15 protein-coding genes are annotated in these 21,609 nt (G+C 73.2%); 8 read left to right on the top strand and 7 right to left on the bottom strand.

Annotation, left to right across the window (positions count from 1 at the left end):
* Window positions 1-57: 57 nt before the first annotated feature.
* Window positions 58-2,499, bottom strand: coding sequence for a fused MFS/spermidine synthase (locus WMF29_RS31615; RefSeq protein ID WP_437323851.1), 2,442 nt, complete (start codon window positions 2,497-2,499; stop codon window positions 58-60).
* 245 nt (window positions 2,500-2,744) lie between these two features.
* Here WMF29_RS31615 and WMF29_RS31610 point away from each other — a divergent pair, with 245 nt between their 5' ends.
* The 3 genes from WMF29_RS31610 to WMF29_RS31600 are packed head-to-tail and all read left to right on the top strand — an operon-like array spanning window position 2,745 to window position 6,303.
* A complete protein-coding gene (locus tag WMF29_RS31610; RefSeq protein WP_437323850.1) occupies window positions 2,745-4,346 on the top strand; it encodes an ABC transporter ATP-binding protein in 1,602 nt (533 codons plus the stop codon).
* On the top strand, window positions 4,343-5,425 hold the full coding sequence (locus tag WMF29_RS31605) for an ABC transporter permease (RefSeq protein WP_437323849.1): 1,083 nt from the start codon (window positions 4,343-4,345) through the stop codon (window positions 5,423-5,425). The genes WMF29_RS31610 and WMF29_RS31605 overlap by 4 nt, the downstream gene beginning before the upstream one ends.
* Window positions 5,422-6,303: an ABC transporter permease gene (locus WMF29_RS31600; protein WP_272094776.1), complete on the top strand. Its 882-nt coding sequence runs from the start codon at window positions 5,422-5,424 to the stop codon at window positions 6,301-6,303. The genes WMF29_RS31605 and WMF29_RS31600 overlap by 4 nt, the downstream gene beginning before the upstream one ends.
* 88 nt (window positions 6,304-6,391) lie before the next feature.
* Here WMF29_RS31600 and WMF29_RS31595 read toward each other — a convergent pair whose 3' ends face one another.
* A complete protein-coding gene (locus WMF29_RS31595) occupies window positions 6,392-6,943 on the bottom strand; it encodes a hypothetical protein (RefSeq protein WP_437323848.1) in 552 nt (183 codons plus the stop codon).
* Window positions 6,944-7,051: 108 nt separating this feature from the next.
* Here WMF29_RS31595 and WMF29_RS31590 point away from each other — a divergent pair, with 108 nt between their 5' ends.
* The gene (locus tag WMF29_RS31590) at window positions 7,052-8,293 is read left to right on the top strand and encodes a M14 family metallopeptidase (RefSeq protein ID WP_437323847.1); all 1,242 of its coding nucleotides are present in this window, start codon (window positions 7,052-7,054) and stop codon (window positions 8,291-8,293) included.
* Between the two features lie 181 nt (window positions 8,294-8,474).
* On the opposite strand, the gene WMF29_RS31585 is transcribed toward WMF29_RS31590, so the two are convergent.
* The 4 genes from WMF29_RS31585 to WMF29_RS31570 all read right to left on the bottom strand — a co-directional run bounded on the left by WMF29_RS31585 (window position 8,475) and on the right by WMF29_RS31570 (window position 15,887).
* A complete protein-coding gene (locus WMF29_RS31585) occupies window positions 8,475-9,674 on the bottom strand; it encodes an MFS transporter (RefSeq protein WP_437323846.1) in 1,200 nt (399 codons plus the stop codon).
* Window positions 9,675-9,864: 190 nt separating this feature from the next.
* Window positions 9,865-10,455, bottom strand: coding sequence for an N-acetyltransferase family protein (locus tag WMF29_RS31580; protein WP_437323845.1), 591 nt, complete (start codon window positions 10,453-10,455; stop codon window positions 9,865-9,867).
* Window positions 10,452-10,772: a hypothetical protein gene (locus WMF29_RS31575; RefSeq protein ID WP_437323844.1), complete on the bottom strand. Its 321-nt coding sequence runs from the start codon at window positions 10,770-10,772 to the stop codon at window positions 10,452-10,454. The genes WMF29_RS31580 and WMF29_RS31575 overlap by 4 nt, the downstream gene beginning before the upstream one ends.
* Window positions 10,773-10,916: 144 nt before the next feature.
* Window positions 10,917-15,887 (bottom strand): zinc-dependent metalloprotease, encoded by a 4,971-nt coding sequence (locus WMF29_RS31570; RefSeq protein WP_437323843.1) that lies wholly within the window; start codon window positions 15,885-15,887, stop codon window positions 10,917-10,919.
* Between the two features lie 522 nt (window positions 15,888-16,409).
* Here WMF29_RS31570 and WMF29_RS31565 point away from each other — a divergent pair.
* Window positions 16,410-18,482: a protein kinase domain-containing protein gene (locus WMF29_RS31565; RefSeq protein WP_437323842.1), complete on the top strand. Its 2,073-nt coding sequence runs from the start codon at window positions 16,410-16,412 to the stop codon at window positions 18,480-18,482.
* Between the two features lie 69 nt (window positions 18,483-18,551).
* Here WMF29_RS31565 and WMF29_RS31560 read toward each other — a convergent pair whose 3' ends face one another.
* Window positions 18,552-19,661 carry a THUMP domain-containing class I SAM-dependent RNA methyltransferase gene (locus WMF29_RS31560; RefSeq protein WP_437323841.1) on the bottom strand — a complete coding sequence of 370 codons (1,110 nt, stop codon included), beginning with the start codon at window positions 19,659-19,661 and terminating at the stop codon, window positions 18,552-18,554.
* Window positions 19,662-19,983: 322 nt separating this feature from the next.
* On the opposite strand from WMF29_RS31560, the gene WMF29_RS31555 reads away from it, so the two are divergent.
* The 3 genes from WMF29_RS31555 (at window position 19,984) to WMF29_RS31545 (ending at window position 21,494) form a co-directional block, all read left to right on the top strand.
* Window positions 19,984-20,313, top strand: a complete 330-nt coding sequence (locus WMF29_RS31555; RefSeq protein ID WP_437323840.1) for an SPW repeat domain-containing protein — start codon at window positions 19,984-19,986, stop codon at window positions 20,311-20,313.
* A gap of 199 nt (window positions 20,314-20,512) precedes the next feature.
* A complete protein-coding gene (locus WMF29_RS31550; protein ID WP_272094764.1) occupies window positions 20,513-21,250 on the top strand; it encodes a pyridoxine 5'-phosphate synthase in 738 nt (245 codons plus the stop codon).
* A 109-nt stretch (window positions 21,251-21,359) separates the two neighbouring features.
* Entirely contained in the window at window positions 21,360-21,494 is a 135-nt protein-coding gene (locus tag WMF29_RS31545; RefSeq protein ID WP_437323839.1) for a hypothetical protein, read from the top strand.
* Window positions 21,495-21,609: the final 115 nt, after the last annotated feature.

Below are 21,609 nucleotides of genomic sequence, written 5' to 3'. Positions count from 1 at the left end.
CGCCTGCGGGGGGCTGAGCGACCTCCGGGCGAGGCGCCTGCGGGGGGCTGAGCGACCTCAGGGCGCGAGGTGCCGCGCGCGCGGCGACCGCGTCCGGTAACGCTCGAGGAGCGCGAGCGTCGCGTCGAGTGACGCGCCGTACGGGAGCACGTTCCCCTTCGGCGTGGCGTACTCGAGGTAGAGGTTGTCGTCCGTGGACACGATCGGCCCGCCGTCCTCGGCCGCATCGGCGACGAGGCGGTCGAGATCGTCGTCCGAGGCCACGAGGGCGTCGAGGAGGTCCTCGAGCCGCGCGCCGGCGAGCGTCGCCTGGAGCGACGGGCGCGCGTCGAGCCCGGCGAGGCGCGCCCCCGAGGCGACGAGCGGCGCGCCGCTCGCGACGAGGATGCCCTGCGCGCCGCCCACGAACAGCGCGACGTGCGGGAACGCGCTGCGCATCGTCCGCACGACGACGGCGAGCTCGCGCCGCCGGATGTGGTGGAGCTGCACCCATTGCTGCAGGACGCCGCCCTCGGTGAGCCGGGACCGGGCGAGCTCGTAGAACTCGTGGCTGTAGAGGCTCGCGGCGCCCGCGAACCAGACGCTGGTGAGCTCGATGGCGATGAGATCGTAGCGGCCCGGGGCGGCGACGAGCAGCTCGTTCCTGCCGTCGTTGAGCGAGAGGCGGACGCGGGGATCGTCGAGCGCGCGGAGGCTCGGGCCGGCGAAGAAGCGCCGCGACGCCTCGACGATCGCGGGCGAGATCTCGGCGACGTCGATGCGCTCGAAGGGGTAGGCCGCGATGGTGCCGGTCGTCGTGCCGGTGCCCAGGCCGATGACGAGCGCGGCGCGCGTGTCGCGGAGGAAGAGCGACGGGAAGTGCGCGAACCGCCGCTGCGCCGTCATCTCGGGGCCGTCGTCGCCCTGGAACTTGCCGTTCGTGTACATCGTCGTGACGCCGGCGAGGTGCGCGACCGTGGTGACGCCGCCGTGCACGTCCTCGCGCACGAAGTCGATGCGCTCGGGGCGCGGCCCCATGGCGAAATAGACGTTCGCGCCGCTCGTGAGGCGGGCCATGTCCCAGCGGGGCGCGAGCACTGCGAGGGCCCCCGCCGCGGCTGCCAGCGCGAGGGCGCGGGGGAGCTCCGCGCCGGCGCGCGCGGCGGCGAGGACGGCCGTGAGGGCGAAGGCGAGCGCGATCGCCAGGAGCGCGCGCTCGGAGCCGAGCGCGGGCAGGATGAAGTAGCCGGTGACGATGGAGCCGGCGATCGTGCCCAGGGTGTTCGCGGAGGTCAGCCTGCCGACGCGCGCGGCGACGTCGGCGTGCGCGGCGGCGCGCGCGAGGAGCAGGGGGAAGGTGGTGCCCATGCAGAGCGTGGGCAGCGCGAGGATCGCGAGGGCGGCGAGCGCGCGGCACGCCTCGCGGCCGGCCCACCCGTCGACGTGCTTGCCGGCGAAGGCGAAGAGCCGCGGGAGCTGGTCCCAGAGCGGGACGGTGGCGGCGAGCGAGAGCGCGGCGGCGGCGAGCCCCCGCGAGAGCGCGCCCTCGCCGTGGCGGCGCGCGAGGGCAGGCGAGCGCGCGGCGCCGGCCGCGAGGCAGACGAGAAAGACGGCGAGCATCAGCCCGAAGGCGTAGGCGCTGTTGCCGATGAGCAGCGCGAGCAGGTGCGTCTGGACCACCTCGGCGGCGAAGACCAGGAAGCCCGACGCGAACGCGAGCACGAGCAGGAACGGCGGTTCGGCCCGGTCGGTGGAGGCGGCGAGCGGGGCGTCCGCGGAGCGGGCCTCGGAGATCTCGGGGGAACGCGCCACGGGAGCCTCGGGGGAACGCGCCTCGGGGAAGCGCGCCTCGGGGGCGGCAGCGGGCGCCGGGCCGCGCAGCCCGGCGGAGATCGCGACGATGCCGAGGGCGACGTTGGCGATCGCCGCGGACCAGAGCGCGCCCCGGATGCCGAGGTGCGGGAGGACCACGTAGGCGCCGGAGAGCGCGCCGGCCGCGCCGCCCGCCGTGTTGATGGCGTAGAGCGAAGCCAGGCGGCGCGCGGCGTCGTGCTCGGCGGGGGGCGCGCCGCCGTCCGCCGCGGCGCCGGCGCGGAGGATGCGCGAGAGCACCGGGAGCGTGGCGCCCATCGCGACCGTGGGGACGACGACCACGAGCGCGGTCAGCGCGGCGCGCGCCGCGGTGAGCAGCGCGAGCGAGTCGGGCGCGGCGCGGGCGACGGCGACGTAGGCCGAGGTCAGCGCCTCGAACAGGAACGGCGAGACGGCGCAGATCGCGCCGACGATCGCCTCGAGCGCGCCGTAGACGACGAGCGGGCGGCGCGCGGACGCGGCGTGGCGGCCGCCGAGGTGCGCGCCGAGGGCGAGGCCGCCCATGAAGGCGGCGAGGACCGTGCTCACGGCATACGCGGTGGCGCCGAAGACGTAGGCGAGCAGCTTGGAGAAGGCGACCTCGTAGAGGAGGCCGGTCGCGCCGGAGACGAAGAACAGGGCGGCCACGAGCGGGAAGCGGGAGCGCACGGGCGCGCACGCTAGTACAGGCGCCCGACGAGCAGGCACCTCAGAGCGCCGCGCGAGATCTCCCTGGCCAGGCGGCCGAGGGCGGGCGCCGCGCCGTCCTCGGCGGCGCCCCTCCGGCGAGCCCGGACGCCCAAGGAGCGCCGGCGCGACTGGCGCCACGACAGGTCGGGCCGCTTGATCCCCGGCGTGGTCGCCCAGCGCCGCCCCGCCCTCGCTCGACCGCCCTCGCCGCGGAGCCCCGCTTCATGACGGCGCAGCCGGCCCCCGGGATGCCCGCGCCCCCCGCCCACGGCGGCGCGGCGATCGAGCTCGACCGCGTGAGCCGCAGCTTCGGCGCGCAGATCGCCGTGCGCGCCGCCTCGCTCCGCCTCGCGCCCGGCGCGCTCCACGCGATCATCGGCGAGAACGGCGCCGGCAAGTCCACGCTCCTCAAGCTCGCGGCCGGCGTGCTCGCGCCCGACGCTGGCGTCGTCCGCGTCGACGGCGCCGCGCTCCGGCCGGCGACGCCCACCGAGGCCGCCCGCCGCGGCGTGGGCATGGTCCACCAGCACTTCATGCTCGTCGGGAGCTTCCTTGCCCTCGAGAACGTCGTGCTCGGCTGCGAGCCCGTGCTCCGAGGCGGGCGGCTCGACCTCGCCGGCGCCCGCGCCCGCGCCGGCGCGGTCATGCAGGCCGCGGGGCTCGAGATCCCGCTCGGCGCCATCACCTCGTCGCTCACCGTGGGCGAACGGCAGAAGCTCGAGATCCTGCGGGTGCTCTACCGCGGCGCCCGGGCGATCCTGCTCGACGAGCCGACGGCCGTGCTCTCCCCGCTGGAGGCCGACGCGCTGTACGCGACCCTCCGGCGCCTCGCGCGCGAGGGCCGCGCGGTCGCGGTCGTGACCCACCGGCTCGACGAGGTGATCCGGTTCGCGGACCACGTCACCGTGATGCGCCGCGGGCAGGTCGCGCTGTCGCGGCCCGCGATCGGCTGGTCCGCGGACGCCGAGGGAGAGCTCACCCGCGCGATCATGGGCGGCGAGCCGCCGCCTCGGGTCGAGCGGCCGCCGCTGCCAGAAGACGCGCCCGCGGCGCTCGAGATCGCGGGGCTGACCGTGGCCGGCGCCGGCGGCCAGCGCCGGCTCGACGGCGTGACCCTCACGGTGCGCGCAGGGGAGATCGCCGGCGTTGCGGGCGTCGAGGGCAACGGCCAGCGCGAGCTCGTGCGCGCCCTCGCCGGGATGGAGCCGCGCGCGGCCGGCCGCGTCACCGTCGGCGGGGTCGAGCTCTCCTCGTGGGGCATCGCCGCGCGCCGGGCCTGCCTCGGCGTGGTCCACGAGGATCGCCACGCCGAGGGGCTGCTCCTCGACGCGTCGGTCGGCGACAACCTCGTCCTCGGCGACCTCGCCGCGCTGCCGCGCGGCGCCCGGGGGCGCGACGCCGAGGCCGCCCTCATCGCGCGCCGCATCGTCCGCTTCGGCGTCGTGCCGCCCGATCCGTCCCGCCTCGCGGGCGAGCTCTCCGGCGGCAACCAGCAGAAGATCGTTGTCGCGCGGGCGCTCGATCGCGTCGCGCCGGCCGCGTCCGGCCCGGGCGAGGCCACCCGGGCGCCGCGGCGCGCGGCCGCGATCCTCGCCCAGCCGACCCGGGGCGTCGACGTCGGCGCCGCCGCCGTGATCCACGCGGCCATCGCCGAGGCCGCCAGGGCGGGGCTCGCGGTCCTCGTGATCAGCGCGGATCTCGGCGAGCTCCGGCGGCTCTGCCACCGGATCTTCGTGATGCGCAAGGGCAGGATCGTCGCGACGCTCCCGCCCGCGTGCTCCGACGAGCAGATCGGGCGCGCGATGCTCGGCGTGGAGGCGGCGTGAGCCCGGCCGGCGAGCGGCCCGGGCCCGCGCGCTGGCGGCGCCGCCTGCGCGACCTCCAGGGGGCCGCCCTCCCCGCAGCGCTCGTGCTCGGGGGCATCCTCCTCGCCCTGAACCTCATCTCGTTCGGCTTCGGCGAGGCGCCCGTGTCGACGCTGCGCCGGGCCTTCGAGGGCACGTGGGGCACCCCGTACGGCGTCGGCCAGGTGCTCTTCAAGGCGACCCCGCTCCTCTTCACCGGGCTCTCCTTCTCGATCGCGCTCCGCGCGGGCCTCTTCAACATCGGCGCCGAGGGGCAGGTGACGATGGCGAGCCTCGCGGGCGCCGTGGTCGCGGCCGAGCTCCCTGCGCGCACGCCGTGGCTCGTGGCCGTCCCGGCGTCGATCGCGTGCGCCGTGGCCACGGGCGCCGCCGTCGCGCTCGTCCCGGCGGTCCTGCGCGCGCGCCTCGGGGCCCACGAGATCATCAGCGGGATCATGATGAACCGCGTCGCCGACGTGCTCGCGCCGTGGCTGCTCGCGTCGGTCTTCAGCAGGGCCGCGATGCGCACCGCGGACGCGATCCCCGCGGCGAGGCTGCCTCGGCTCGAGCGCCTCGTCCCCGCGCTGCACGGCAGCGCCGCGAGCGTCGCCTTCCTCCTCGCGGTGGCGCTCGTGTTCGCGGCGCACCGCGCGCTGTCGCGGAGCCGCGCGGGCCGCGAGATGCGCTTCGTGGGGCAGGGCGCCGAGGTCGCGCGCGCGGAGGGCATCGACGTGCCGCGCCGGCGCCTCGAGGCGATGCTCGCCGCCGGCGCCGTGGCGGGCGCCGCCATGACCGCGACGACGCTCGGTTACAAGGGGTACTACGAGGTCGGCCTCGGCGCGGGCGCGGGCTACGCCGGCATCCCGGTCGCGCTGCTCGGCCGCGGGACGCCGCTCGGGCTCGTCCTCGCCGCCGTGCTCTTCGGCACCCTCGATCAGGCCGGCCTCGCCATCAACGCGCGCGTGCCGAAGGAGGCGATGGACGTGCTGGAGGCGCTGGCCATCGTCCTCATCGCCTCCGCCACGGCGCGCGGGGGCCGCTCCGGGGAGGCGCCCGCGTGAGCGCCTCCGCCCTGGTGATGTTCGCCGAGACGCTGCGGATCGCCGCGCCGTACGCCTGCGCGGCGATCGGCGGCATCTGGGCGGAGCGCTCGGGCATCGTCCAGATCGGCCTGGAGGGGGTGCTGCTCGCCGCCGCGTTCACCTCGGTGGCGGTCGCCCACGCGACCGGAAGCGCGGCCACGGGCCTCGCTGCCGCGATCGCCGCGGGCGCCGCCCTCTCGCTCGGCCACGCCCTGCTCGTCGAGCGCGCCCGCGTGGACCCCGTCGTCAGCGGCATCGCGATGAACCTGCTCGCCTACGCCGGGACGCGCCTCCTCCTGCGCGGGCTGTACGACAGCGCCTCGAGCTCCCCCTCGATCGAGGGCTTCCGCGCCGGCCCGACCGGGAAGAGCGGCGCGGCGCTGCTCGCGCGCGTGCTCCTCGATCCGGTCTCGATCGCGGCGGCGCTCGCGATCGCGGCGACGCCGCTCTGGATCGCCCGCACCCGCTTCGGGCTCCGGGTGCGCGCCGCGGGCGAGAACCCGGCCGCGGCCGCGGCGGCGGGCGTGCCCGTGACCCGCGTCCGCTGCGCCGCGCTCGCGCTGTCCGGCGCGATCTGCGCGATCGGCGGCGCGCACCTCGCGTACGACCAGCGCCGCTTCGACTCCGGCATGTCGAACGGCCGCGGCTTCATCGCGCTCGCGGCCGTCGTCGTGAGCGGCCTCCGCGCCGGCCGCGCGGCGCTCGCGTGCCTCCTGTTCGGCGCGCTGGAGGCGCTGCAGATCGCGCTCCAGTCCGCGGCGCGGGGCGCGTCGCGCGCGGGCGATCTGGTGCAGCTCCTGCCGTACGTCGCGACGCTCGTCGCGCTCGGGCTCGCGGCCCGCCGCGCCGCGCGGTGAGCGCGCGGAGCCGTGATCGCCTCGCCGCCTCGCATGCGCCCGCCCGGCCCTCGGGCGCACCGGGTCGAACGAGCGCCGCGCCGCCCCGTCACCAGCCGAGCCGCTGCAGCCGCTCCCTGGCCCCCTTCACCCCGAAGATCGTCTCTTCGCCGGGCGGCACGACGGGCGCGAGCAGCACCGCCGCGAGCACCGCGGTGACGACCAGCGGCGCTCGAGCGTCGTCGCCTGCGCTCGGCGGCTCTCGCACCTGCCAGACCCGCCGCGCCCGCGCGAGCAGCGCGTCGAACCCGCGCCCGCCGATCGCCCGCACCCCCGCCGCGGCCGCCGCTCGCACGAGCGGCGCACGATCCAGCGGCACCGTCATGACGAGCACGCGGCTCGCCGCGCGCGGCGTGGAAGACGAAGAAGAGGAGGTGCGCGCGATGTCCACCTCGACGGCGTCGGCCATCGGCGTGGTCCCCGACGGGTACGCCTTCTTCTGCACGAGCGTGAGCTCCGCTCCGAAGAAGACGCGCGCCTGATGCGCCCAGCGGTGCTCGTCGATCCTCGCCTCGGGCTCCGGCGAGAGCAGCGACCATCCCTCGCTCGGAGGGAGCAGCTCGATACGTCCTTCCGCCCACCCGCTGCCGTCGAATTCCATACGCGCGCCCGCTGCCACGGTAATCCCTGGTTTGACCTGGTCCGGATCGCACGAATGCGCGGCCGGTGGTCTATAGTTCGTGCCATCTAGGGTAAAGGTGAGCCCTGCATGCCGAAGTCCGATCAGGCGTCGGAAGAGCAAGGCCTGGCTGCCCTGAGGGCGGCCCTCTTTGTACACCGACGCGCGCCGCTCTCCCGTCTGCTCGCTCGCCGAGGGCTCGGTCCCTACCGCGGGTACGGCGAGCTCCTGGAAGCGATCGACCGGCTCGCCGACCGCGGAGCGCAGGTCACGCTGATCGGGCGCTCGATCCGGGGCGAGCCGCTGCTCGCCGTTCACCTCGGCGCAGCCAGCCTGCCCGCTGCGCGCGGCGAGAAGCAAGCCGCGGGCCGCCTGGCGCCGAGCGGCCACGGAGGACGGAGCGCCGCGAACGGCATCTCGCTCCGCCCGCTCGATCCCGATCTCAATCTCAGTGGCACGCCGGATGCCAATGCGGATGCCGAGGGCAGCCGCGCGCCGGGCGGCGCGGACGATCCGGCGGCGAGCGACGCCGCCATTGCTTCGCTGGCCGAGCGCGCCAGCCTGCGCCCCTCGACGGGAGCCGGGTCGCGCGAGCGCGTGCGGACGACGGTGATCCTGTCCGGGATCCACCCCCTCGAGTGGATCGGCATCGAGGCCCACCTCGCGCTGCTCGATCGCCTCGCGACCCAGGACCTCGGCGGCCGGTCGATCCTCGCCGTCCCGATCGTGAACCCGGACGGGCTCCTCCGCGTCGAGATGAACCTCCGCGCCGGGCGACACCGCTACGTGCGGGGCAATGCCCGGGGCGTCGACCTGAACCGGAACTTCGACGCCGGATGGTACGAGCGCGGCCTCATCCAGCGCTTCATCGGGCTCCTCTTCTCGCCCGGCAGCCGCCCCGCCAGCGAGCCGGAGGTGGAGGCCATCGCGCATGCGCTGTCTTCGCGCCGGATCGACCGCGCCCTGTCGCTGCACAGCGCCGGCGGCGCCGTGCTGTACCCGCCGGCGCACAGCCTCTGGCCCGTGGCCGACGCCGCCGAGCACCGCGCCTTCGCGCTGCGCGTCGCGCGCGCCGCGGACCGCAAGCCGTACCGCGCCATGTCTTACGTCCGCTTCGCCTGGGGCGTCCGCAAGGCGGGCCTGGAGATCGACTGGCTCCACGATCGCCACGGGGCGCTGTCGCTCCTCGTGGAGTGCTCGCGCGGCAAGCTCGGCCTCCGGCCGTCGCGCCTCGTCGAGCCGTTCGCCTGGCACAACCCCCGCCGGCTCGACGACGCCACGCCGCCGCTCGTCGACGCCCTGCTCCCCTTCGTAAAAGGCGCCCGCGCCTAGAGCGACGGTCACCCGCTTCGGATACGGGCCCACCTCGACGTTTTCGGTGCTCAGCGCACCGGAGTGCGCTTGCGCGCCGAAAACGCCGATCTGGGCCCGTCTCCTGTGCGGGTGACCGCCGCTCTGCTGTGCAGGTAGCAGAGGGGGGCGGAGGCCGGTGTGGTTCCGCGGGGAACCAGGCTCAGAGCTCGATGGGCTCGCTGACGGGGATCTTCTGGAGGCCTAGGAGGACGCCTAGGGCGGCGAAGCTCGCCGCCATCAGGCCGTACGCCGCGAGCGCGCGGTGCTCGATCAGCCAGCCGGCGCCGATGGGGCCGATGATCTGCGAGATGCTCGCGAGCGACTGGCTCACGCCGAGCGCCGCGCCCTGCTCGTCGCGGCCGACGCTCTTCGTGAGGAGCGTTGTGACGGCCGGACGCACGACCGCCGCGCCGAACGCGGCGATCCCCACGAGCGTGAGCAGCACGGGCAGGGTGTACGCGACGCCGAGCAGGCCGTAGCCGACGACCATCGTGCCGAAGCCGAGCAGCGCGAGCCGCTCCTCGCCGTACCGCTTCGCCAGCCGGCCGATCAGGCCGCCCTGGATGCTGCCGCCGATGAGCCCGGAGAAGGCGTAGAGGTAGCCCGTCTCCTTGACGCCGAACGCGAAGCGCCGCTCGAGGAAGAGCGCGAGGCCGCCGATGAGCGTCGAGAAGGAGAGGGAGAAGGCGAAGAACTCGAGCAGCCGGCGGCGCGGGAGCGGCCGGTCGAAGTACCGGCGGAAGGCGTCCCCGCGGCGCATCGACGCCGGCCGGGCGGCCCCGGCGGCCGCCCCTTCCTGGGCCGCGGGCAAGGGCGGCTTCGCCGGGAGCAGCGTGGCCGTGAGGAGGACCGACAGGAGCGACAGCACGGCCGCGCCGTACGCCGGCGCGCCGTAGCCGAAGCGGCTCGCGAGCTCCCCCGTGATGGCCGGGCCGAGGAGGAACCCGGAGCCGAAGGCGATGCCGATCAGGCCGAACGCCTTGGTGCGCTCCTCGGGCCGGGTCACGTCGCTGATGTACGCCTGCGCGATCGTCAGGTTCCCGGCCGTGAGCCCGTCGATGATCCTCCCGAGGAAGAGCATCCAGAGCGAGCTCGCCGAGCCGATCACCAGGAACCCGATGAACGTGCCGGTCTGGCTCGCGAGCAGCGTCGGCTTGCGGCCCACCCGGTCGGAGATCCGGCCGAGGATCGGCCCGGAGACGAGCTGGCAGACCGCGTAGCTCGCCGCGAGCACGCCGACCACGAGCTCGCTGGCGCCGAAGTGCTCGGCGTAGAACGGGAGGAGGGGGAGGACGAGCGTGAGGCCGAGGACGTCGACGAAGACGGTCAGGAAGATCGGCAAGAGCGGCGAGCGGAGCATGGTGGCTTTCGGTGGCGATGGACTGCGGTGACGGCCGCCGGCGATCCGGGCCGGCGATGGCCGGGCCTCTGGACGGGCGCCTGGACGGCGTTGTCCTCATGACGCATCTGCGCCGCGGCGGGTACCCTCCAGCGCGCGTCCAGCGCTCGTGCGGGGCACGGGCCGGCCCGCGGGCCGCCCGGGCCGCGGCTCAGCGCTCCGGCGGGGCGACCGCGCGCGGGTCGGGAGAGCGGAGCGCGAGGGTCATCTGGATGTCATCGAGGATGGCGCCGTCGACCCGGAACGCGTCTTCCCGGGTGCCGATCGGGACGAACCCCATCCCCGCGTAGAGCCGCCTGGCGCGCTGGTTGTTGGCGAAGACGCCGAGGTCGAGGTACTCGAGGCCTGCCTCGTCGCGGGCCCAGGCGATCGCGGTCTCGAGCAGGCGCCGGCCGTGGCCCTGCCCTGTGTGGGGGCCGAGGATGCCCATCGCGACGACGGCGCGGTGGCCCTCGGACCAGACGCGGCCGCCGCGCAGCTCGATGTGCCCGATGACGCGCGCCCGGGGCTCGCTCGACCGGAGCAGCCAGGCCCGCCCCCAGAGCGGCTCGTCGAGCGCCTTGCCCCAGCGGTCGCGCGCGCTGTGCTCGACCTCGTCGCGGCTGAGCGACGTGGCGACGGCGAAATGGGGCACTCCGCGCCGGCCGGACTCGGCCACATGCTCGATGAGGTAGATGGCGAAGGCCCGCGCGTCCGAGCGCTGGGCCGGGGCGATGGCGTGGAGGGCGGGGGAAGGGATCATGCCGCGGCGCGCGCGGCGCCATGGAGAGCGTAGTGCCGCCCTGGCGCCCGCGCGACCTCCAACGGCAGCAGGGCGGGCTCGGCAAGGCGATCTCGGGCCGGAGGGTCGCGGCCGTCCGGCGCCGCGCAGGGCGTCACCAACGTGAACGTTTCCGTAATCGTGGTCGTGGTCGTGGTCGTGGTCGTGGTCGTGGTCGTGGTCGTCAACGTTCGGCCGTGAACGACCACGACCACGTAAACGTTCACGACTACGACCACGTAAACGTTCACGACTACGACCACGTAAACGTTCACGACTACGACCACGTAAACGTTCACGACTACGACCACGTAAACGTTCGGATGGTAGGAGAACGCGGCGCGAAGCTTGGTTAACGCCTAGGAGGGGAGAGGGAGGGGGAGAGGCGAAGAAGAGAGGAGCGCGGGGCCCCGGCGCGGGGCCCCGGCGTGGGGAGGCGCGGATCAGTCGGGGAAGATGCCCAGCTGCTCCGGGTCGGCGAGGCCGAACTGGGCCATCATCTTGAGCAGGTAGTCAGGCACCGACTTGTAGCCCTTCAGCTCGTACGCGTAGTGGTTCTTGTAGATGGTGAGCTGGGTGCAGTTCGGGTTGATGTTCTGATCACACGCCGGCACGTCCTTGAGCTCGCCGACCGGGGGCACGTCCTTGATGGCCGGGTCCGGGATGATGATCGCGGTGCCGTCCGGGTGGTACGTGATCATCGCGCGACCGTACTTGTTGAAGCCGGGGCCGTAGTCGCCGACGTACGCGGGATCCGCGGGGATGCTGTCCGCCGGGTTGCCCGGCTGCGCCTCGTGCCTCGGGTCGAGCTGGTAGCCCTTCGCGGTGAGGGCGTTGGCGTACTCGAGCACGCGGGCCGCGATGCCCTTCTGCACCCACCTGCCACCGGAGTCCTCGCAGGCCGCCCTGTTCTTGCCGGCCCCGAAGAGGCACTCCATTCCGTACGTGCGGGCGTAGTAGATCTGCCCGGACGTCGGGTCCTGCCACTCGATGCGCTGCTCGATGCCCGGGTCCGCGTCGTTGCCGAGCCGGTAGATGCGCATCATGTCGAGCCAGTTCGTCTTGCCGTTCGCGGGGATGTTCGCGAGCGTCCACGCGATCAGGAACTTCTGCACCTCCCAGCCGATCTGCGGATCGACCGCGATGGTCCGGTCCACGACGGCCGGGTCGAAGTCGCCGCCGGTGTAGTTCGTGCAAAGGTTCTTCCCGTCGGTCGGGAAGCAGACCTTCGGCCCCTCGTTCGGCCACCAGCTGACCCAGCCCATCGCGCGCGCCGGGAACTCCTTCGCCAGCGGGTCGGGATCCTTGCTCTCCGTGTCGAGCAACGGGAGGCCGTCCTCGCCGGCCTCGAGGCGAGGCGCCAGGAGCGAGCGGTCGCCGGTGAGGGCGTTGGCGAGCACGCGGCGGTAGCCCTCGGGAAGCACGTCGGCCATGCCGACCGCGCGGAAGCGCGCGTCGTAGAAGTCGCGGCGGGACTGGCTCACGAACCGGTCCTCCGACTCGGAGAGCAGGATGGCCGTGTGGATCTTGTCGTAGTAGCTGCCCGCGTTGAACGAGTAGTCGGTGTCGAAGTCGCCGTGGTCCTCCGAGTTCCTGTTCTCGAGCGGGTGACCGCCGAACCCGACGTCCTTCAGGTAGCCGGTCGAGCCGTTTGGGATCTGCACCAGCACCGGGCTGTTGGTCGTGCCGCCGAAGCCGCCGAAGTCCTCGCCGGCGCCGTAGTCGTCGCCGTCGAGGTTCGAGCGGAGGACCGGGTCGTTGAACAGCGGATCGCGCAGGTAGTGCGGCCCCTCCTCCGGGCGGGCGAGCTGCCTCGCGAAGTGATCGAAGGCCACCGTCGCGGCCACGACGTTCTCCTGCAGGCTGCCCTCGATGAGGAGCGGCCACAGCGTGTCGAACGACAGGCCCTGGTTCGTCGCGAGATCCTGGTAGATCGTGCCGTAGAACCCGATGCCGCCGGCGATGCCGAGCATCTTCTCGTTGTAGCGGCTGTAGGACCGATCCGCCGCGGCGCGGACGCTGAACGTCGTGCGGTTGCGCCGGAAGTTGTCGAGGATGTGCCTGTTCTCCTGGGTGGTGATCAGGAACATCAGCTGCTCGTACGGATCGGCGCCGTTGTCGTGACGGAAGACCGAGACGTTGCCGGTGTCGGCCCAGTTGTCGGTCGCGAACCCGTACGGCACGCGGACGCGGCTCTTGGCGTCGACCGCCGGACCGCCCCGGAAGGCGCCGATCGATGTCTCGTTGTCCTGCGGCTTGCGCAGCTGCGTCCAGCCGACGTAGTCGACCGGCTGCTGGCGGCAGCGCTTCGTCTCCCCGCCGACCGTGACGATGCCGCCGTCGAGGAGCGGGTGCCACTTGCCGTCGAGCTGCTCGTTCCACGTCGCGGGCGGGGTCGTCTCCACGTCGTAGCAGTCGCGGATGACCTGGTACTGCGACTGCAGCTGGGAGTAGTGGAAGTCGTTGACGCTGGGCGCGGTCGTGGCGTTGCCCTTCGCGAACGTGCCGTACTTGATGCCGGCCAGCCCGCCGAAGTTGTCGGTCGCGGCGAGGAGCCCGCCGCCGACCCTGCCGCCGGCGAGGTATTTGCTGTCGCCGTTGTCGTAGACGCTCACGTTGTCGCCGTAGAAGAAGCGCGCGGCGGCGAAGTCGTAGACGCCCAGGCCCACCAGGTCCTGCGAGACGTCGCCCGGGTAGTCCATGACCGTGGAGTGCTGGAACATCCAGATCATGTTCTTCTGCTCTTCGTCCGTGATCGCGTCGAAGTAGCGGGGGCCGACGCACGCCTCCGGGCTCTCGTCCGCCTCACCCTTGCACTCCGCCTTGACCTTTCCGTTCTTCGTCCTGAGCTGCCAGTACTGGGGCCGGAAGAAGAGCGAGGCGTAGCTGCTCACGAAGTTGTGCCGGAGGCCGATGGAGTGCCCCATCTCGTGCGCGATGACCGCGTACTGGTAGCGGCGCTGGATGTACTTGAACATCTTCTCGTAGCGCCCCCGCCTCTCGTCGGCCGTCTCGCCGTCGCCGACGGGGAACTTCTCGCGGAGCGCCTCCGCGAGGCCCGTCATCGCCGAGGCCTCGGGGGCCTCGTGCAGGATGCAGGCGCCGCGCTCCGCGAGCGCGTTGTCGTGCATGCGGCGGAGCTGGGAGTGCATCTTCGGGTTGTTCATCGCGAACGGCGACGCCGCGTCCGCGAGCGGGCCGTCGATGGGCAGGCCGGCGGGGACGCCCGCGCGCTTCAGCATCGCCGGGTTCATGAGCTCCGACTCGGCGAGGCTGCCCCGGGCGGCCTTCATGCGGGCGCCCACGACCGCCTGCTGCGGGGAGGGGATGTCGCCCCGCACCGCGATGTCGGCGACCTTCGCCTTCATCGGCTCGATGAGCGCCTTGAGCTGGGGGGAGACGCCCTGCGCGACGAGGCCCGCGTACGCCTCGGCGTCGAGCTTCGTGGCGCTCGCGAGCCGCGACGTGACCTCCTGCTTCGTCATCGTGGGCCCCTGGCCGCCGCCGGACATGCGGCTCGCCTGCGCCCAGTCGCGGACGTACTTGCCGTCGGTGATATCGGCGGTCGGGATCTCGCCGTTGATGTAGCGGACGATGTCGACGAGCTGCTGCGCCGCGGAGTCGGTGACGTGGCTCCAGATGTTGATGCTGGCGGCCACCTTCTCGCCCGTCAGCGGGTCGTCGGCGTCGACCATGATGCCCCAGGGCGACGGGGTCTGCGGCTTCTCGACGATGAGCACGCTGTTGTAGCGGAGGTCGCCGAGCCGCGGGGCGACGCGCTCCTCGAGAGGAACGCTCGTGTCGCCGCAGGCGGGGTGATCGCCCTCCACGATGGGGTTGTGGCAGAGCACGATCACCGAAGGCTGCGTGACGACGCTCCCGATCGCGAGCGTCGCCGGGTCGCCGCCGCGCCGCTGAGCGAGCTGCTCCACGGCCTGCTTGACCTGGGCGTCGCACGCCGGCGCGTCCCAGCCCTGCTCGCGGCGGCACGCGTTCAGCGCGCGCGAGAGCGCGACGGCCTCGTCGATGTCGTCCTGCTGGCCCTTCCACATCGGGAACTTCGCCTCGCAGTCCTGGCCGCCCGTCTTCCGGCACTCGACGAGGCGCGAGGTCTGGATCGCGGTCTTCATCGCGAGATCCCACTCCTCGGTGGCCCACTCGGTCGCCTCGAAGATGTCCTCCGACGTGTTGCCGCCGACGTACCAGGGGATGACGACGGCCTTGCGCTCCCCGTAGGGCAGCGTGCACTTCTGCTTGAACACGTCGCACTGCGAGCCCGCGCCGGCCGCGGCGCACGCGTCCGCGGTACCGTCCCCGTCCTCGTCGAGGTTCGGATCGGCGGCCTGGGCCGCCTCCGAGGTCGCGCAGGCGATCGCGCCCTCCATCGCCTCGGGGTCCTCGTAGAAGTGGCTGCGCTCCCAGAGGTTGTAGCGGGCCGCGAAGCGCCGCCACTGGTTGTCCACGATCCCGTAGTTGCGCTCGTAGCCGTAGCGGGAATCGGCGGTGAAGATGCCGAACGCCTGGAACCTCACGCCGTCGACGTCGACCGGCTCGTAGTCGCTGTCGACCACCTTCTTGAACGACTGCCGGATCGTGATCTCGACCGGGTTGCAGTTGCCGTACGGGTCGGTGCCGCCGGCGAAGTCGCCCGGGAGCATGCAGGCCGGGAACTTGTCGATGCCCCAGCCGAGGCTCGAGAGGTCGAGCAGGACAGGCGTGGCGAACGCCTTCGTCGTGACGTCGAAGTAGCCGTTCTCGCCGTCGAACCGCGGAGCGTCGGCGGACGCGGGGTCGCTGACGTAATAGGCGAGCGGCTCGTACTCGACACCTCCGTAGAGGCCGACCTGCGACAGGGTGTCGAAGTTGTAGGCGTCGGTGGCCAGGTTGCGCGACCAGTCGACGCGGAAGTACTCGCGCTCGTACCAGAGCCGGTCGCTCGTGTTCTCGGAGATGACGTTGGACTCCTCGCCGGTCGACGGGTTGTACTCGCGGACGATGTCGAAATGCGACTCGATCGCGTAGCTCGCGACGATCTGGCCGTCGTTCGTCGTCTTCTTGGCGAGCCCGTTGTAGCTGTTGCCCTTGCCGTCGGTCCCCTCGATGCGCTCGTAAGCGAGCCGAGCGTTGAGCTGGTGCTCGGTGATCTCCCACTTGATCCGGGAGACGGGCTGAGCATAGGTCGACGTGAAGAGGCCATCTTGGGCTGCGCCGTACCCGACGTCGACGACCGTACCCCGCATGTAGAACTCGGGGTCATCGACGATGTCTTTCAGGTTCCCTCCAACGAAGAAGGACTTGGCGAGCGCATCGCTCTGCACCCTTCTGATGGACGGCCGCTCCTCGGCGCAGCCCGCCCCCACGACGGTCAGCGCGACGGTGCCGAGGAGCACCGCGCGCCTAAAAATTCGATTCATCAACGATCCTCCGGAAGCTGCCTGTCGAGATCGACGCACAAGCTGACCCTTCACGGCGCACAGGGCGCAGCGCGAGGCAGTCCCCTTCAGGCAAGAACGTTGCCAACCCTCGAAGGCGAGCTCTTTCGATAAGTTAAGCACCTGTCGCACATGCGCACCGGGGGTGGCGTTAAAGAGTTAACTGTTGCCGGACGAGCCTGCGGCCGGCGCCCGTCTCGGGGGTGACGGCGGCCGGGAGCGGTACTCGGGACGGTCCGTGGCGCGCGCGCGTGGGCTCGCGGCGCGCGCGGCGCGCCCTCAACCGCACGCCGCCGGGGGCCGACAAGTCGTCGGCTGTCGAGTTCTTTGGTATGGTCGCCGCGTGCACTCTCCCTCGCATCGGACGCGCGGGTCGCGCGGGCGCGCGGACGGCCATGGGCGCAGCGCTCTCCTGCGCGAGGGGCAGGGCCGCCCTGGGGCGGGCACGCGGCGCGGTCGCCCGGAAGCGGGCGAGCGGGGCAGACGCCGGCAGGTGCCGGGCGCATGAGGCATGAGGCGCTCCTCGGCCGCAAGGTGGCCGGGCGGTTCACGATCACCCGCTTCCTCGGGGAGGGCGGCATGGCCAGCGTCTTCATCGCCGAGCGCGACGCCGAGCCCCGCCGGGTGGCGATCAAGATCATGAACCCGGAGTTCACCGCGGACCGCGCGTTCATCCGGCGCTTCCAGCGCGAGGCGAAGGCCGCGGCGCGGGTGAAGCACCCGAACTCCGTCAAGATCTTCGAGTACGGGGTCGAGGGCGCCCTCAGCTACATCGTGATGGAGCTGCTCTCGGGGGACGACCTCTACGTCCTCCTCGAGCGCCATGGCGCGATCGGTCAGGCGCGGGCGGTCCGCATCCTCTCGGAGGTGTGCGAGGCGCTCGCGGTCGCCCACGAGATGGGCGTCGTGCACCGCGATCTGAAGCCCGAGAACATCATGGTGGTCCCCGACCCCACGCACCCTCACGGCGAGCGGGTGAAGGTGCTCGATTTCGGGATCGCCAAGGTCCTCGACACCGGCTCGTCCGGCGAAGCGCCCGAGCTCCTCGCCGACCCGCTGTCCGTCGTGACGCGCGCGGGCACGTTCGTCGGCACGCCTGCCTACATGGCTCCGGAGCAGTGCGGGCTGCTTCCGGTGGATCAGCGGGCCGATCTGTACACGTGCGGGGTCCTCTTGTTCCAGCTCGTCACGGGGCGGCTGCCGTTCGAGGGCGAGACGCCGCTCCACACGGCGACGCTCCACATCCATGCGCCGGTGCCGGCGCCGAGCAGCTGCGCGCCGGGGATCCACCCGCGCCTCGAGGCGCTGATCGTGAAGGCGCTCGCCAAGCAGCCGGCGGACAGGTATCAGACGGCGCGTGAGCTCGGGTACACGCTGCACTGCCTGCTGGCCGAGCTGCCTGACACGGCCGTGGGGCTCGGGCCGATCTCGCGCAGGCAGCCGAGCTCGCTGTTCTCGCGGGACGCGTCGCTGCAGCGGGGGCCGATGTCGCTCCCGCCGTTGACGTCGCTGCCGAGCTCGACGTCGGGGCCGCTCTCGGGCCCGGCGCCGAGGTCGGAGCTCTCGATCGAATCGGCCCGGACGCTCGTGTCCGGAGGGGGCGGGACCGAGGTCGCGCCTCCGCCGCCGGTGCTGCTCCACCACGCGCCGCCCCCCTCGGAGCTCCCACAGACGCTCGATCCGCAGGCGGTTCCGCCGGGGGCGGGCGCCGAGCCGCAGCGCTGGGCAGGGGAGTCGGTGCCGGAGATCTCGCTGCAGCTTCCGTCCTGGTCCCACGGCCCCAGCGAGGCGCTGCTCTCGGGGAACGGCCTGGCCGAGCCGGGCGCGTACGACGACGTGAGCGGGGACGACGACAGCACGCTCACCATGGTCCGTCGCGACGAGCTCCTCGCTCCGGCGAAGGTGCGAGTCCACACGGCGGCCTATGACGAGGGCGACGAGCTCGACATCACGCCTCCTGGCCGCGATGTGAAGGCGACGCTCCGCTCCGCCGAGGACTTCGGGCTGGGCACACCCGAGAGGCGGGCCGAGGTCGGCCTTGTGCGCGTCGATTCGGTGCCTGTCCCGGCGACGCCGCAGAGCCCGCTCGACGGGGGCGCGGCGGGGGCGTGGGACAGGAGATCGCCGCGCGTCGCCAACACGCTCCGGCTGGTCTCGTCCCACCCCCCGGCCGAGAGCCAGATGCCCACGGTGACCCCCGGCGAGCTCCAGGCGGCGAGCCCGCAGGGGTTCGGGGCGATGGGGTTCGGCCCGGCGAGCGCAGAGACCGCCGGGGACTCCCCGGCGGCGGTCGTACAGCGAGCGCCGGCCGCGGCCGACGACGCCTCGCCGGCGACCCCGGCGGCGTCGGTGCCGTTCGAGCTCGCCGCGACCATCGCAGAGCAGCGCACGGCGCTGGAGCGCCGCGCGACGATGCCCGATCACGTCGTCGCGCCCCAGGCGCCGCCTGCGCCAGCGCCTCCGCCGGCGCGGGAGCCGAGCTGGCTCGCCGGCAAGCGGGGGCTCATCATCGGCTTCGTCGCCGGGATGCTCCTCACGGCGCTGGCCATGTTCCTCGTGATGCGCCTGCTCTCTTGAGGTCTCGCACGTCTCGCACGCGCCCTCTCGCGCGGCGCGCGTCTCCGACGCCGCGCGCCGCGCGCCGCTTCAGGGGATGTCGTACGTCAGCAGCCGGCACTCGATAGGGCCGTTGAACACGACGAGCGACCGCTCCGGCCTCCGGCGCATGGCGTGCTCGATGTCCTCGGTGCCGGCGAGGATGGCGACGCGGTGGCCCGCGAGCCGGGACAGCGCCGCCGCCATGTCGCGGTAGAGGGCCATCGTGCCCGGGAGGCGCTCGCCGTATGGCGGGTTGGTCAGGACGTGGCCCGGCGGCGCGGTCGGGGCGAGCGCGGTGATGGATTGACAGCGGACCTCGATCTGCACGCCGGCCATCCGGGCGTTGCCGCGGGTGATCTCGGCGGCGCGGGGGTCGATGTCGGCGGCGACGATCGCGGGGCCCTCGGGCCGGATCCGCGCGCGGGCGGCGTCGCGGAGCTCGGTCGTGCGCCGCGCGGCGGCCTGATCGTGGCAGGCCCACCGCTCGAAGCCGAAGCGCTGCGCGCGCAGGCCCGGGGCGATGTCCCGCGCCCAGAGCGCCGCCTCGAGGGCGATGGTGCCGGCGCCGCACATCGGGTCGACGAGCGGGCGGGCGCGGTCCCAGCCGGAGAGGCGGAGCAGCGCGGCGGCGAGCGTCTCCTTGAGCGGCGCGCCGCCGATGTGCGTGCGGTAGCCGCGGCGGTGGAGCGCGGCGCCGCCGAGGTCGGCGTAGAGCGTCGCGCTGTCGCGGACGACGTGGAGGAAGAGGGCCAGATCCGGGTCCTCGAGGTCGACCGACGGGCGGGCGCCGACGCGGCGCCGGATCTGGTCGACGATGGCGTCCTTGGTCCGCTGGGCGATGAACTGGGTGTGGGTCAGGGCGCTCGAGCGGCAGGAGGCGCGCACGGCCAGCGTGTGGACCGGGCTCAGGTAAGGGGCCCAGTCGACGCGCGAGACGCCCTCGTAGAGCGCGTCCCCGCTGGGCGCGTCGAAGGAGGCGAGCTCGACGAGCACGCGCACGGCGGTGCGGAGCTCGATGCACGCGCGGAAGCCCTCGTCCGGCGGGCCGGAAAAGTGGACGCCGCCGCGATCCGCGCGGACGCCGCGGAACCGGTGCTCGCGGAGCTCGTCGCGGAGGGCGGGCTCGGTTCCTTTGGCGGCGGTCGCGAAGAAGTCCATGGCGACGGGGCTTCTAGCCGAACCGCCGCGCGGCGGCCCTCACGAACGCGGCCTCTGGCCGCGCGGCCGCTCCCGGGGTGAGGCGCGTGGCACTGGATTCGCACGGCGTTCGCCGAGCTCTCGGGTGTGTGGACCGGGCGCAGGGACGCCGGCGCTCGGCAAGTGGGGTGAGCGGGCTCCGCGCTCGACGCGCAGAGGCCGCTCGGGGCAGGACGCCTGGCCCGAGGCCTTGGCGAGCGGGCAGAGCGAGGGAGCCAGGGCGTCGCGCGGCGGAGGCGCCGGCACGGCGATCCGCGAGGGAGGAAAGCCAATGGAGCATCGGATGGCGGCTTTGCGTGGCATCAACATCGCGCTCGGGATCTGGTTGTTCATCTCCGCGTTCCTCTGGCGCCACGGCCGGGACGAGTTCACCAACACCTGGGTGGTGGGCGCGCTGAGCGTCGCCCTCGCCCTGATCGCGCTCTGGGCGCCCAGGGCGCGTTACGCCATCGCGATCCTGGCGGTCTGGCTGTTCGTCAGCGCCTGGACGATCCCGGCGCTGCTGATGGCGACGGTGTGGAACAACGCGCTCGTCGCCGTCGCCATCCTCGTCGTGTCGCTCCTCGCGACCGAGGCCGCGGTGCGGGGCTCGCGGACCGCGCCGCGCGTGTAGGCGGCGAAGGGCCGCGCAGCGCGGGGAGCGCCGCGCGCGGCCCGAGGGCCGGCGCCGGCAGCGCCAACGGCGCTCCCCCAGCTGCGGGCCGGCGGCGCTCCCCCGGCTGCGCGCCGGCGCGCGGCGTGTTCGCCTCGCGGCGTCGATCGTGTATAGCGGCGTCGCGCGCGCCGCGCACGAGCCGGCGAGAGGATGTCCCATGAAGCTCAGCGTCAACGTGAACAAGATCGCGCTCCTGCGGAACTCGCGGGGACACGATGCCCCGAATGTCCTCTCCTTCGCCCGGAAGATCGTGGACTACGGAGCTCATGGCATCACCATCCATCCGAGGGCGGACCGACGGCACATCACGCCCGACGACGCGCGGGCGGTGACTCGCCACATCACCACGGTGGAGACGAACTTCGAGGGCGATCTCCGCGAGGAGTTCCTGGACCTCACGCTCGAGCTCAGGCCGACGCAGTGCACGCTGGTCCCGGTCACGCCGGGCGAGCTCACCTCGCACCGCGGCTGGGACGTCGCGAAATGGCGCTTCGTCCTCCAGCCGGTGGTGAAGCGGCTCAAGGAGGAGGGGATCCGGACAAGCCTCTTCGTCGAGGCGGATCCGGCGGTGGTGCCGGCGGTCGCGGAGATGGGGGCTGATCGCATCGAGATCTACACGGGGCCTTACGCCCAGGCGTTCGATCGCGGCGATCACCGCGCGGAGCTCGACAAGATCGTCGCGACCGTGAGGGCCGCCGTGGCGGCCGGGGTCGGGATCAACGCGGGGCACGACCTCACCGTGGAGAACCTCGCGCCGCTCGTCCGCGAGGCGCCGCAGATTCAAGAGGTGTCGATCGGTCACCACCTCGTGGCGCATGCGCTCGAGGTCGGGATGAAGCAGTCCGTGCGCGACTACCTCGCGGCCGTCGAGGGGCGCCCCGCGCCGGCGCAGTAGCGGGGCGAGGCGCCTCGCCCATCGTCCGAAGCGAAGCGCCGGCAGGGCGCGTCATCGGTCGTCGCCGGCCAGCGGCAGCTCGAGCGAAACTCAGGTCTTCGAGCCCCTCGTGGACGGCCAGCCTGTCATCGACACGGCGTCGCTCGCTGTCGACCACGCCGTCGATGTGACCGGCCTCGTCGTGCACTACGAGACGGCCTGCGCGGTCGCGCCGCGCCGGGCAGGAGACCCCGTGGCGCGCTGAGCGAGCGCCGTTCAATCGACCGAGGCAGGTTTGGCGGGAAATTGAACAGGGAGACAAGGAGACGGGGAGTTCAATTCCACCCATCGCTCCATCTCCCCATCGCTCCATCTCCCCA

It is taken from the genome of Sorangium sp. So ce381, from assembly GCF_051473845.1.
Taxonomy (GTDB): domain Bacteria; phylum Myxococcota_A; class Polyangia; order Polyangiales; family Polyangiaceae; genus Sorangium; species Sorangium atrum.
The sequence above is the reverse complement of the archived record's forward strand: the minus strand, read 5'-3'. Positions and strand labels throughout refer to the sequence as shown.

Excerpts from the sequence above, each read along its gene's own strand:
- WMF29_RS31565 (WP_437323842.1), top strand. The coding sequence starts at position 16,410 with ATGAGGCATGAGGCGCTCCTCGGCCGCAAGGTGGCCGGGCGGTTCACG.
- WMF29_RS31585 (WP_437323846.1), bottom strand. The coding sequence starts at position 9,674 with ATGCTCCGCTCGCCGCTCTTGCCGATCTTCCTGACCGTCTTCGTCGAC.
- WMF29_RS31595 (WP_437323848.1), bottom strand. The coding sequence starts at position 6,943 with ATGGAATTCGACGGCAGCGGGTGGGCGGAAGGACGTATCGAGCTGCTC.
- WMF29_RS31560 (WP_437323841.1), bottom strand. The coding sequence starts at position 19,661 with ATGGACTTCTTCGCGACCGCCGCCAAAGGAACCGAGCCCGCCCTCCGC.
- WMF29_RS31570 (WP_437323843.1), bottom strand. The coding sequence starts at position 15,887 with ATGAATCGAATTTTTAGGCGCGCGGTGCTCCTCGGCACCGTCGCGCTG.
- WMF29_RS31555 (WP_437323840.1), top strand. The coding sequence starts at position 19,984 with ATGGCGGCTTTGCGTGGCATCAACATCGCGCTCGGGATCTGGTTGTTC.
- WMF29_RS31550 (WP_272094764.1), top strand. The coding sequence starts at position 20,513 with ATGAAGCTCAGCGTCAACGTGAACAAGATCGCGCTCCTGCGGAACTCG.
- WMF29_RS31590 (WP_437323847.1), top strand. The coding sequence starts at position 7,052 with ATGCCGAAGTCCGATCAGGCGTCGGAAGAGCAAGGCCTGGCTGCCCTG.
- WMF29_RS31580 (WP_437323845.1), bottom strand. The coding sequence starts at position 10,455 with ATGATCCCTTCCCCCGCCCTCCACGCCATCGCCCCGGCCCAGCGCTCG.
- WMF29_RS31610 (WP_437323850.1), top strand. The coding sequence starts at position 2,745 with ATGACGGCGCAGCCGGCCCCCGGGATGCCCGCGCCCCCCGCCCACGGC.